At 69.0% G+C, this 11,408-nt stretch carries 9 protein-coding genes and 1 rRNA gene; 5 read left to right on the top strand and 5 right to left on the bottom strand.

Annotated elements, in window-relative coordinates; all coding sequences use genetic code 11:
- Positions 1-115: ribosomal RNA gene (gene rrf / locus D0D37_RS44020) — 5S ribosomal RNA — on the top strand; the annotation flags it as partial.
- 115 nt (positions 116-230) lie between these two features.
- On the opposite strand, the gene cobF is transcribed toward rrf, so the two are convergent.
- Complete coding sequence (gene cobF, locus D0D37_RS44025; protein WP_116206500.1) at positions 231-992, bottom strand: precorrin-6A synthase (deacetylating); 762 nt, start codon at positions 990-992, stop codon at positions 231-233.
- Positions 993-1,105: 113 nt separating this feature from the next.
- Between cobF and D0D37_RS44030 the strand changes: the two genes are divergently transcribed.
- On the top strand, positions 1,106-1,312 hold the full coding sequence (locus D0D37_RS44030) for a heavy-metal-associated domain-containing protein (RefSeq protein ID WP_116206501.1): 207 nt from the start codon (positions 1,106-1,108) through the stop codon (positions 1,310-1,312).
- Positions 1,313-1,323: 11 nt separating this feature from the next.
- Positions 1,324-3,555: a heavy metal translocating P-type ATPase gene (locus D0D37_RS44035; RefSeq protein WP_116206502.1), complete on the top strand. Its 2,232-nt coding sequence runs from the start codon at positions 1,324-1,326 to the stop codon at positions 3,553-3,555.
- Between the two features lie 381 nt (positions 3,556-3,936).
- On the opposite strand, the gene D0D37_RS44040 is transcribed toward D0D37_RS44035, so the two are convergent.
- The 3 genes from D0D37_RS44040 to D0D37_RS44050 all read right to left on the bottom strand — a co-directional run bounded on the left by D0D37_RS44040 (position 3,937) and on the right by D0D37_RS44050 (position 7,084).
- On the bottom strand, positions 3,937-4,218 hold the full coding sequence (locus D0D37_RS44040; RefSeq protein WP_009081418.1) for a metal-sensitive transcriptional regulator: 282 nt from the start codon (positions 4,216-4,218) through the stop codon (positions 3,937-3,939).
- A 1,206-nt stretch (positions 4,219-5,424) separates the two neighbouring features.
- Positions 5,425-6,246 (bottom strand): DivIVA domain-containing protein, encoded by an 822-nt coding sequence (locus tag D0D37_RS44045; protein ID WP_116206503.1) that lies wholly within the window; start codon positions 6,244-6,246, stop codon positions 5,425-5,427.
- A 118-nt stretch (positions 6,247-6,364) separates the two neighbouring features.
- On the bottom strand, positions 6,365-7,084 hold the full coding sequence (locus D0D37_RS44050) for an MgtC/SapB family protein (protein ID WP_116206504.1): 720 nt from the start codon (positions 7,082-7,084) through the stop codon (positions 6,365-6,367).
- Positions 7,085-7,167: 83 nt separating this feature from the next.
- Between D0D37_RS44050 and D0D37_RS44055 the strand changes: the two genes are divergently transcribed.
- Positions 7,168-7,788 carry an L-threonylcarbamoyladenylate synthase gene (locus D0D37_RS44055; RefSeq protein WP_116206505.1) on the top strand — a complete coding sequence of 207 codons (621 nt, stop codon included), beginning with the start codon at positions 7,168-7,170 and terminating at the stop codon, positions 7,786-7,788.
- A 930-nt stretch (positions 7,789-8,718) separates the two neighbouring features.
- Here the strand turns inward: D0D37_RS44055 and D0D37_RS44060 are convergent.
- On the bottom strand, positions 8,719-10,266 hold the full coding sequence (locus tag D0D37_RS44060; protein ID WP_116206506.1) for an FAD-dependent monooxygenase: 1,548 nt from the start codon (positions 10,264-10,266) through the stop codon (positions 8,719-8,721).
- A gap of 95 nt (positions 10,267-10,361) precedes the next feature.
- Here D0D37_RS44060 and D0D37_RS44065 point away from each other — a divergent pair.
- Positions 10,362-11,408: TetR/AcrR family transcriptional regulator (locus D0D37_RS44065; RefSeq protein ID WP_162834782.1), on the top strand; the 1,047-nt coding region annotated here is incomplete at its 3' end.

Raw genomic sequence — 11,408 nt, forward strand, 5'->3', positions numbered from 1 at the left:
CGGTGGTTTTAGCGTCAGGGAAACGCCCGGTCCCATTCCGAACCCGGAAGCTAAGCCTGACTGCGCCGATGGTACTGCAACCGAAGGGTTGTGGGAGAGTAGGACACCGCCGAACTTACTTTGAGAAAGAAGGGGCGGGGCCCGGTCGAGAACCTGAAAAGGTTTTCCCGGAGCCCCGCCCCTTTTTTTCGTGCCCAAAAACAGTGAGCCGAAAAGACGGCCCGCCGACCTCACTCCGGCCGGCGCAGCAGGTACGTGTCCATGATCCACCCGTGCCGCTCCCGAGCCGCGGCCCGCGTCTCCCGGATCTTCGCCGCCAACTCGTCCTCCAGCGGACCGGACAGCAAAATCTCGTCCGGCGTCCCGACGTAGGCGCCCCAATAGATCCACAACCCTTGGCCCGCGTACTGATCAAACGTGGTGTGCGCGTCGAGCAGCACGAAGACGTCATCAGCGTCACTTGGCCAGCCATCAGCCAACCGGCGGCCCGTCGTCAGCTGCACGGCCCGGCCGATCTGGTTCATCGTCGTCCGATGCCGCGCCACCAGTGCGGAAATGCTGCTGATCCCCGGCACGACCTCGTAGTCGAACGCCACATTCCCGCGCGCCAGCACGGCCTCGATCAACGCGATGGTGCTGTCGTACAGCGCCGGGTCGCCCCAGGCGAGAAACGCGCCAGTCTCGCCGTCGGCCAGCTCGTCGCGGATCAGCTGCTCGTAGACGTCGGTGCGGAGCTGGTGCCAGTCGGCGACCGCGGTGCGGTAGTCCGCGGGCGTCCGGTCGCGGTCCGGGTCCTTCGCGCTCACCACGCGATACCCCGGCCGGCTCACGAACCGCTCCAGTATCTCCTGGCGCAGCTGCACCAGGTCGGCTTTCGCGCTGCCCTTGTCGAGCACGAAGAACACGTCGACGCGATTGAGTCGGTCGACTGCCTGCACCGTGAGGTGTTCCGGGTCGCCGGCGCCGATCCCGATCGCGTAGATCTTCCGCATCCGTGCAGTCTCTCCCGGCGGGTAACCCGGTTCACGAGAGGGTCCCCTGGCGTACTGCTACCCCCTAGGGGTATAAAGGAGTCATCAGCGAGAGCACGATAGGGAGTGTGGCGATGACCGAAACGACTTACACCGTCGAGGGCATGACGTGCGGGCACTGCGTCGGATCGGTGAAAGAGGAGGTAGGCGGCCTGACCGGCGTGCAGGCGGTCGACGTCGACCTCGCCACCGGCGCCGTGAAGGTCACCAGTGCAGAGCCGATCTCGCGCGAAGCCGTCGAGGCTGCCGTCGCTGAGGCCGGCTACCAGGTCGTCGCGTAAAAAGGAGTGACATGAGCACCACGACTCCAGCCCCCGCGCAGTCGGTCGAACTCGCCATCGGCGGGATGACCTGCGCGTCGTGCGCTGCTCGGGTCGAGCGGAAGCTCAACAAGGTCGAGGGCGTCTCCGCGAGCGTCAACTACGCGACCGAGAAGGCGCACGTCGAATACCCCTCCACCGTTTCGGTCGACGACCTGGTGGGCGTCGTCGAAGCGACTGGTTACACCGCGCAAGCGCCACAACCGGAGAAGCCGGAGGAGCCCGAGCAGGACGAGACGCGACCGTTGCGCGACCGGCTCCTGTACTCGGCGATCCTGACGGTTCCGGTGATCATCCTGGCGATGGTCCCCGCGCTGCAGTTCACGAACTGGCAGTGGCTGTCGCTCACGCTCGCCGCGCCGGTCGTGGTCTGGGGAGCATGGCCGTTCCACCGCGCCGCGTGGACCAACTTCCGGCACGGCGCGGCGACGATGGACACGCTGATCTCGCTCGGCGTCTCGGCCGCCACGCTGTGGTCGCTGTACGCGCTGTTCTTCGGGATGGCGGGGATGCCGGGCTTGCGGCACGGCTTCGAGTTCAGCGTGTCCGGGGGATCGGGAACCGACAACATCTATCTCGAGGTCGCGGCGGGCGTCACCACGTTCATCCTCGCCGGCCGCTATTTCGAAGCTCGGTCAAAGCGTCGCTCCGGTGCCGCGCTCCGGGCCCTGCTCGAACTCGGCGCGAAGGACGTGACGGTCCTGCGCGACGGTCGCGAGCAGCGGATCCCGGTCGACCAGTTGCGGGTCGGTGACACGTTCGTGGTGCGGCCCGGCGAGAAGATCGCCACGGACGGCGTGGTTACCGACGGTGGCTCAGCAGTCGACGTCAGCATGATCACCGGGGAATCCGTGCCGGTCGAGGTCGCGGTGGGTGACGGCGTGACCGGAGCGACAGTGAACGTCGGCGGCCGAATCACGGTGCGGGCGACCCGGGTCGGTGCGGACACGCAACTCGCGCAGATGGCCCGGCTCGTCGAGGAAGCGCAGAACGGCAAAGCCGCGGTGCAGCGACTGGCCGACCGCGTCTCGGCGGTGTTCGTGCCGATCGTGCTGGTCCTGGCCCTGGGCACGCTCGTGACCTGGTTGCTGACCAGCGGAAACGTCACCGAGGCATTCACCGCCGCGGTAGCGGTGCTGATCATCGCCTGCCCCTGCGCACTGGGCCTCGCGACCCCAACCGCCCTCCTGGTCGGCACCGGTCGCGGCGCGCAGCTCGGGATCCTCATCAAGGGTCCGGAGGTGCTCGAATCCACTCGCCGCGTCGACACCGTGGTGCTCGACAAGACCGGGACCGTCACGACCGGGCGAATGAGCCTGGTGGACGTCCACGTCGGGGAAGGCGTCACGGAACGCGAACTCCTCCGCTACGCCGGGGCGGTCGAACACGCTTCGGAGCACCCGATCGCGAAAGCAATCGCAGACGGTGCTCGCCAGCGAATCGGCGACCTCCCGTCGGCAACGGAGTTCCGGAACACCGAAGGACTCGGCGTCTCCGGCCTCGTGGAGGGTGCAGCTGTCCTCGCCGGACGAGCGGCATTCCTGGCGGACTGGAGCGTCAAGATCGACGACCGGCTCGCCGAGGCGAAAGCCGCCGGGGAAGAGCAAGGCGCGACGGCAGTGTTCGTCGCCTGGGATGGCGTGGCACGAGGTGTGCTGGTGGTCGCGGACACGATCAAGCCGACGTCAGCGCAGGCCGTCGCCGAACTGCGTGCACTGGGTCTGAAGCCGGTGCTGCTGACCGGCGACAACGCAGGAGCAGCGCGAGCGATCGCGGACGCCGCAGGCATCACCGAGGTCGTCGCCGAAGTGCTGCCCGAGGAGAAAGTCGCCGTGGTGAAGCGACTGCAGGACGAAGGCCGAGTGGTGGCCATGGTCGGTGACGGCGTCAACGACGCGGCCGCACTCGCCCAAGCCGACCTCGGACTGGCCATGGGCACCGGCACGGACGCCGCGATCGAAGCCGGAGACCTGACCCTGGTCCGAGGAGACCTGCGCGCAGCAGTCGACGCGATCCGTCTGGCCAGGCGCACGCTCGGCACGATCAAGGGGAACCTGTTCTGGGCGTTCGCCTACAACGTCGCGGCACTGCCGCTGGCGGCGTTCGGCCTGCTCAACCCCATGATCGCGGGTGCCGCGATGGCGTTCTCGTCGGTGTTCGTGGTGTCGAACAGCCTCCGGTTGCGGCGGTTTCGGGCTGCTTGATTCGCCTGAGGACGGGCCAGTGGCGGGACTTCCCGGCGCTGGCCCGTCCTGCGTTCGCTGGTGGAGTGGAAGCGGCCCGCTCTGGGGCGGCATTACGGTTTGCCGCGTGATCACTGCGGTACTGGGCCTGCCCCTGGACTGGGAGCTGAGAACCGAACATTCGTGCGCCGAGCCCACCGGAAGCCGCGTGCTATGGAATCAGCCGGGACTCACCGCATCAAGCGGTCAATCGCCCCGGGCGGCCACGTCCACACACCGCGCGCATGAGTTGCTTCTTCTCCGCTCGCAGCGGCCATCGCGGGCGCGTTCTCCCAGTAAGACCATAGAGAGGACTGCCGGACTACCGACACCGCCGCGCTGCGAAACCAGCCGGGAGCCGTCTCAGGAACGAACCAGCCGGGCGATCGCGTCGGAGGCCTCGCGCACCTTCAGGTCCGCTTCCTCGCCACCCGCGGCAGCGGCCTGGACGACGCAGGTCGCCAGGTGCTCGTCGAGCAGTTCCAGCGAGAAGGACTGCAATGCCTTCGTCGCCGCGGACACCTGGGTCAGGATGTCGATGCAGTATTTGTCTTCCTCGACCATGCGCTGCAGGCCGCGGATCTGGCCCTCGATCCGGCGAAGGCGCTTGAGGTAGGCCTCTCGTTCACTGCCGTAGCCGGTCATCGCACATCGTCCCTTTTTCTCGGCATCCCCGTCGGTTCATCGTCGAGTATACCCACCCGGCGTATCCGGGGCCGGTGTTCAACCTATGGAGGTGACCCCGGCGACTTCCGCCGTTGGTTCGGTCCAGGGTGCGGTCCGGAGCGAGGTCGACGCCCGTGGTGGCCGAGTGCCGAGTATGCCAGCCCGGCGTATTCGGGCTGGTGCTCGGCGAATTGGGGGTGGCCTCGATCACTTAGGCGAGTGCGAACGTATGGCGCTGGTCCGACCAGCAGTGCCAACCGGCGTGAAGCCGGTGGCTGCGGTGGTGCACTGTCGACTCTCCCCGCCCAGTTGGGGGACCGATACTCGACGAGTCGGGGCGACCTGGGTGCGAGCGGAGGCACAGCGCTGGTCCGGTCCAGGGGTGCCCTTAGGGCGCAGGTTGGCGCGCGCAGTGGCCGACTGGCGAGCATGTCATTCGGTGTGCCCGTGCCTGGTGCCCAGCGGTGAGCGAGGGTGGCAGCCCAGCGGGAAGTTGACGTTCGCACTGGCTGACTGGTGAGTATGCGACTCGGCGTGCCCGGGGGCGGTGCTCAGCAGTGGACGCGGGTTGGTTTGCACAGGCGGCCGCCGTCCGGCGTGAGGCTGGCGCTCGTGGTGCCTGACCGGCGGGTATGCCACCGGCGTGCCCGAGGCCGGTGCTCAGCGGCGACTGCAGCTTGGCACAGGTGTGCCGCCTAGTGCGAGGCTCGCGTTCGTAGTGGCCGACCGGCCAGCATGCGCCCGGTGTACCGGGAGCCGGTGCCCGGCGGTGAGTCCAGGTTGGGCACAGAGGCTGTCGCCCAGTATGAGGTGCGTGGTCGCAGTGGCTGACCGGTGGGCATGTCACCGGCGTGCCCGGGGCCAAGGCCCGGCGGTGAGTCCAGGTTGGGCACAGGGACTGCCGCCCGTGTGAGGTTCGTGGTCGCAGTGGCTGATCGGTGGGCATTGTCACCGGCGTGGCCCGGGGCCGATGCCCGGCGGCGACTGTGGCTTGGCGCAGGGGTGCCGCCTAGCGTGAGGTTGGCATTCGCAGCGGCCGCCCGGTGAGCGTGCCCCGGTGTACCTGGAGCCGGTGCTCGGCGGTGAGTGCGGGTTGGCTCGGCACACGGGTGCCGTCCAGCGTGAGGTCGGTGTTCGCGGCCGCCAAGCCGCCAAGCATTCCCCCGGCGGATCCGGGGCCGGTGCTCAGCCGGTCGGGGCGGCCTCGGCGACTTCGGTCAAGGCGGACGTGCGTCGTTGATTCGGCACGGGCGTACCGTCCGGCGCGAGGTCGGCGTTCGCGGTGGCCAGCAGTTCGCGGGCACCGCGCAGTGCGGCCTTGACTCGTTGCTGGACTGCGGAGAGTTCGGCGACCCGTTGTTCGGCGTCGGCGACGATTCGGGTGGCGTGGTCGGTCGCTTGGCGGACGTGCGCGTCTGCTTCGGCGCGGGCGGCGGCGGTGCGGTCGGCGATTTCGCGTAGTGCGTCGGTGCGGCGGTCGGCCAACGTGCGTGTGAGGTGTTCCTCGAGCCGTCGGCGTTCCTTGGCTGCCGCCTCGTCCGCGGCCTTGCGTTCGTTGACCGCGCGGCGCAGCAGATCTTCGTGTTCTCGCCGTTGTTGCTCGCGATCCGCGGAGACGGCTTCGACGAGCGCGCGTTCCTTTTCGGTGAGGCGGACGGCTTCCGCCTTGGCGTCGGCGATGATCCGCGCGGCGGTGTCTTCGGCGCGGGCGGTGATCTCCGCGGCTTCCTCGCGCGTCAGCTCGACCATCCGGCGGGAGCGTTCCTGCAAGGCGTCCGGTGCGATGGGGGTGCGACTGATCCGGTCGACCGTCGCGCGCAGTTCGCGATTGCGCTCGGCGAGTTCGGCCGCCTGTTGTGCCGCGGCGTCGCGTTCCGCGGCGAGGCGACGGAATTCCGCCTCGACCCACGTCACGAATTCTTCGACCTGGCCGCGCTGATAGCCGCGCCAAGCCGAGTCGAAGGACGGCCGGACGGACATCAGATCCTTGCCACCGCCGGGGGCCATGCTCTCACCTCCCATTTGGATGGTTTCTCCTCGGCGCTCGTTTTTCTTGCCGCACCGGGGTTTCCGCACTGCCTCCAGTGTGCCTGAAGTCCGGCGATCCGTGGGAGGCCGGGGCGGGTCAATCTTCGAGCGGATCTTCGGTTCCCGTCGCGGTGCTGCGAACACCGGGCAATTCGGCCAGTTCCGCGGTGAGTTCGGGAAGATCGCCGCGCCCTTGCAACAGCAAGGTGACGACCGCGATCCGTTGTCCCTCTTCGGAAACTGTTTCGCGGTCGACCGCCACCCGGTGGACTGCCCAGCCCCGGTCGGTGCACGTCGCGAGCACGGCGCGCAATACGCCGTGTCCGTCGGCATAGCTCAACCGGAGGATCGGCGGCTGCCGCCGATGGCGCGCGACGAACCGGGAAAGAGGCGGGAATCCGCGAGTGATCACGACGAGTCCGGCAGTCGTCGCGACGCCCAGCACCGGCAGCCCGGCGCCGCACGCGACTCCGACGGCCGCGGCGAGCCAGACGGTCGCCGCGGTCGTGAGTCCGCGCACCGCGTCGCGGCGCACGAAGATCAGGCCGCCGCCGACGAACCCGATGCCGGACACGATCTGCGCCGCGATCCGCGACGGGTCGAGCGCCACGTGCTCGATGCCGAGCAAATCCGCGAAGCCGTATTTCGACACCAGCATGAACACCGCCGACCCGACGCCGACCAGCGTGTGCGTGCGCAGGCCGGCCTGTTTGTTGCCGACCTCGCGCTCGATGCCGATCACCGTGCTCAGCAGCAGGGCGAGCAGCACCGGCGGCAGCAGTTCCCACTGTTCGCCGGTGGACCAGAGAGCATGCACGGACGTACCTCCTCGCCCGTCACTGTGCCCGCCCTCCGGAGAGCCCGCGCGCCCGGCCCGGCGGCCACGCCTAAGCTCGGGCAATGGCCCGTTACTTCGACGTGCACCCGCAGAACCCGCAGCGCCGCGCGCTCGCCCAGGTGGTCGACCTGCTGCGCGACGACGGGCTCATCGCCTACCCGACCGACTCGTGCTTCGCGCTCGGCTGCCGCATCGGCAACCAGCAGGGGATGGAACGGATCCGCACCATCCGCAAACTCGACCACCGGCACCACTTCACGCTCGTCTGCCAGGACTTCGCCCAGCTCGGCCAGTTCGTGCACATCGACAACGCGGTGTTCCGGGCCATCAAGGCCAGCACCCCCGGCGCGTACACGTTCATCCTCCCGGCGACGAAGGAAGTCCCGCGGCGGCTGCTGCACGCCAAGAAGAAGACTGTCGGCGTGCGGATCCCCGACCACGTGGTGACCCAGGAACTGCTCGGCGAACTGGGCGAGCCGATCCTGTCGAGCACGCTGCTGCTGCCCGATTCCGGCGAGCCCCTCACCCAGGGCTGGGAGATCAAGGAAGAACTCGACCACGTCCTGGACGCCGTGATCGACTCCGGCGACTGCGGCGTGGAACCCACCACGGTGATCGACTTCTCCTCCGGAGAGGCGGAGGTCGTGCGGCATGGGGCGGGAGACCCGTCCCGGTTCGAGTGAGCAGGGTCGTCATCGGTTTCTTGCCTCCTGACGGGGTCGTGGTTCGGTCTTTAGTAGGGCGTTGTGCGTTGTGTGGACGGTGTTTTCCGGCCGCTCGGCGCGACGGCTGTTGACGCGGGTTGCTCGACGCGCCAGCGGCCGACATCGGCTGCGTGACGTGACGGTTGCTCGCCACGGGCGTGACGCGTCCGCCTTCTGCTCGGAACGCTCGCGGCGAGACTGCGAGCGCAGGTCACCTGACGCGACGGCGGCAGCTGCGAACGGTTGCGGATGCGAGCGCTCGCTGGTGCAAGCCGTTCGAAGTGCCGACCGCGGAGGGCCGGTGGACGGGGGTGCAGGTTGTTGGCGGGCCTCCTCTTGGCGCAGGCTGCGAATGGTTTCTTGCGGACTGAGATGCCGCTGCTCCTGACAAGCACGCCGGGGGCAAGCGCTCCGATGGCGAGTACGCCGGTGACGAACACCGCGACGGGGAGTGCTCCGGTGACGAGCACCCCAATGGCGAGTGCTCCGGTGACGAGCACGCGGACGGTGAGTGCTCCGATAGCAGCGCTCCGGTGGCGAGCAGCGTGACCCAGTAGCGCGTCCGGCGTGGGCCGATCGCCGCTCCGGTCCTCTCTCCGCGACATCGGCCGCGACTCTTTGACTTCCCGGCGGCGCGGACGGCCGCAATCCTCGCTGTCGTTGGCGTCAGCGGATGCAGCCTCCTTCAGACATGGGCAGCGGTAGGTGCGGGCTGGCACGGTGGCGCGGCTCAACCTGAGCAGAAGAGGCAGCAGCGGATCGCAACCCGGTCGGTGCCGAAGCGGGCTGGCAGGTACCGGCACCGGGGGTCCGCGCTTTCAGATGTGTCCGATCAAGGCTCCTCTCTTGCGTCGAATGCGGGGCAGATCCAGCGCGCGGGGCGGGCGAACCCGGGCACCGTCGAAGTGATCACACGGTCGCCTCCACGGGAGTGTTGAGCAGGCGGGTCAGGGCGTCGGCAAGCGGGACCTCCGACGTGGAATGCCAGCCGACGACAGCGTCCGGCCGGAGCAGCAGCGCGCCGTCGGCAGGGAGTTCTGTCTCGGCCAGCCACGCTTCGTCCGATACCGGAACGAGGCGGAGGCCGAGACGGTCGGCTTCGGCGGTCCAGCGGGCGTTGTCCGGTCCGGTGAGCAAGACGAGGCCGGGGCCCGCTAGGTCCACTGTGGACGTTGTGGCGTCGAGCCAGGCATGGGGCACCCGGGTGCCTGGACGACCGGCCGGGCCGTACCGGTCTTCCGGTGCGGGATCGCGTCCGTCCGGGATGAAGGCACCGTGTTCGTATTGCACGCCGAACAGTGCGGCGAGCGGGTCGATGCGCGGCGCGTCGTCGCTGGTGATCGTGGCGATCATGGTGCCGAGATGACCGCTGGCCATGCTGGAGAACTCCGCGGTCGCGTACCCGATCGGGTACCGCTCGGCGTGGTAGGTGTCGAGCAGGGCGGGCGTCGCCGTGCCGGCCAGCACCGCGGCGAGCTTCCAAGCGAGGTTGGCCACGTCGGCGATCGCGGTATTCGCGCCGGCGGCAGCCATCGGAGGCATCGCGTGCGCGGCGTCGCCGGCCAGGAAGACCCGGCCTGAGGAGAACCGGTCGGCTACGTGCATCCCTGACTCCCAGTGCATCCGGCTCAGCACTTCGACCTCGAGATCGGGCACGCCGACGACGGTGCGCAGCAGCTCGCGCCAGCCGTCCTCGCTCAGCGATTCCGAGCCGGGGAAGTCGGAGGTGGAGAAGAGCCACCGGTCGGTGCCGTTGACCGAGACGAACGCGCCGGAAGCCGCCGGGTTTTCGATCCGGCACAGGTTGAACGGTTTGTCCCGGACGAGGTCGGCGAGATCGGCGCGGAAACATACGTCGAGGTTGTCGGCCAGGTGCCCGAGCCCGCTGCGCGGGATGCCGAGCGCGGTGCGGATCGGACTGCGCGCGCCGTCCGCCGCGATCAGATAGTCGGCGCTGACCTGGTAGGGCTCGCCGTCGGCCGGACGCAGTTCGGCGGTGATCCCGGCGTCGCCCTGCTCGAACGACACCAGTTCGGTGCCGAACCGGACCGACACGCCGCGCTCGACGGCGGCCTGCCGCAACACCGGTTCCAGCACGTCCTGCGGGCACAGCACGCTTGGCGCTGGGCTCAGGTCCGGCATTTTCGCGTGCTGGCTCAGCCGTTCTCGCAAGGTCTCGGTGCTCTCGGGCCAGGTCGCATCGGCCAGCGTCGTGCCGACGAGCATTCCGGTGAACGACGCGAGCGGTGCGCTGGCCTTCTCGACCTCGTCCATGAGGCCGAGAAGGCGGAACACCTCAGTGCTGCGCGGGTTGAACCGGCGCGCTTTCGGCTGTGGGGAGGTGCCGGCGTGCTTCTCCACCAGTACCGGCGCTACTCCCTCGCGATGCAGCAGCAGCGCCGCGGTGAGTCCGGCGATCCCTCCGCCGCAGATCAGAACAGGAATTCGAGCAGTCATTTCGCAACCCCCAGGGTCGTGTACGTTGTACATCTTGTGTACGTTGTACATGACGATGTACTATGTACGCAAGCGGGCTGGAGACAGGGAGATGAATGGGAGATCAAGGGCCGACGCCGCCGATCTGGCTGTTGCCTGAGCCGCCGGAGCGCGGATGGGGCCTCGGACGGGTCGACATCGTCCACGCGGCCGTGCGTCTGGCCGACCACGGCGGCGCGGAAGCGCTCACGATGCGGGCAGTGGCGAAGGAACTGGGCGCGTCCACGCCGATGTCGCTGTACCGATACGTGCACAGCAAAGACGGTCTGGTGGACCTGATGCTGGACCTGGCAAACAGCGAGGTGCCCACCCCGGAGGTCCCGGGCGAGGACTGGCGGGGTGAGCTGACGTCCGTCGCGGTCGACACGTGGGCGATGACGAAACGGCACCCGTGGTACGCGCGGCTCGTGCACCAGCGGCCTCCGGCAGGGCCGAATGCGAGCAGGCGGACCGAGTTCGTGCTGGCGACGTTCGACCGGCTGGGTCAGGACCTCTCGTCGGCGCTCGGGTACGCCCGGCTGCTCGACGGGTACGTCACCGGGCAGGCGCTGCAGTGGGCGGAAGAGCGGGCGATGTGGCAGCGCAACGCGTTCGTCGACGTGGTGGACGTGCAGCGGCAGGCGCGGGCCTGGTTCGGCGACGTCGCGTCGGAGGACGGGCCGTATCCGTTGCTCGTGCGGGTGCTGGAGAGCTTTCTGGCCGAGCGGCACGACGCGGATGACGAGGCGGGCGGGGTCGGCGCGGACAGCGCTGAGGTTCGCGCGGACGGTGCCGGACCGGGCGCGGAATCCGAGGGAGCTGGCCGGGAGGCCGGTGCCGGTGGGCCGGATGCTCGGCCAGGTGCGGATGCCTTCGAGCCTGGGCGGATCGCTCAGGCAGCCATCGAGATGGCTGGCTCAGGTCGGGCGGCTGAAGCGGGCCGCGAGAGGGTTGGCTCTGGTCGGGATGCTGAAGCGGGTCGCGAGGCGGCTGGCTTCGGTCGGGATGCTGAAGCGGGTCACGCGGCGGCTGGCTTTGACCGGGCGGCTGAGGCTCGCCGGGGCGAGGCTGGGGCTGGTCGGGGAGGCGAGAGCCGTCCCGAAGCGGCTGGGTCCGGTCAGGCG

The organism is Amycolatopsis circi, assembly GCF_003385235.1.
In the GTDB taxonomy this organism is placed as follows: domain Bacteria; phylum Actinomycetota; class Actinomycetes; order Mycobacteriales; family Pseudonocardiaceae; genus Amycolatopsis; species Amycolatopsis circi.

What these genes read in the sequence shown, in the direction of transcription:
- cobF (WP_116206500.1), bottom strand. Translation starts at nt 992, where the DNA reads ATGCGGAAGATCTACGCGATCGGGATCGGCGCCGGCGACCCGGAACAC.
- D0D37_RS44030 (WP_116206501.1), top strand. Translation starts at nt 1,106, where the DNA reads ATGACCGAAACGACTTACACCGTCGAGGGCATGACGTGCGGGCACTGC.
- D0D37_RS44035 (WP_116206502.1), top strand. Translation starts at nt 1,324, where the DNA reads ATGAGCACCACGACTCCAGCCCCCGCGCAGTCGGTCGAACTCGCCATC.
- D0D37_RS44040 (WP_009081418.1), bottom strand. Translation starts at nt 4,218, where the DNA reads ATGACCGGCTACGGCAGTGAACGAGAGGCCTACCTCAAGCGCCTTCGC.
- D0D37_RS44045 (WP_116206503.1), bottom strand. Translation starts at nt 6,246, where the DNA reads ATGGCCCCCGGCGGTGGCAAGGATCTGATGTCCGTCCGGCCGTCCTTC.
- D0D37_RS44055 (WP_116206505.1), top strand. Translation starts at nt 7,168, where the DNA reads ATGGCCCGTTACTTCGACGTGCACCCGCAGAACCCGCAGCGCCGCGCG.
- D0D37_RS44060 (WP_116206506.1), bottom strand. Translation starts at nt 10,266, where the DNA reads ATGACTGCTCGAATTCCTGTTCTGATCTGCGGCGGAGGGATCGCCGGA.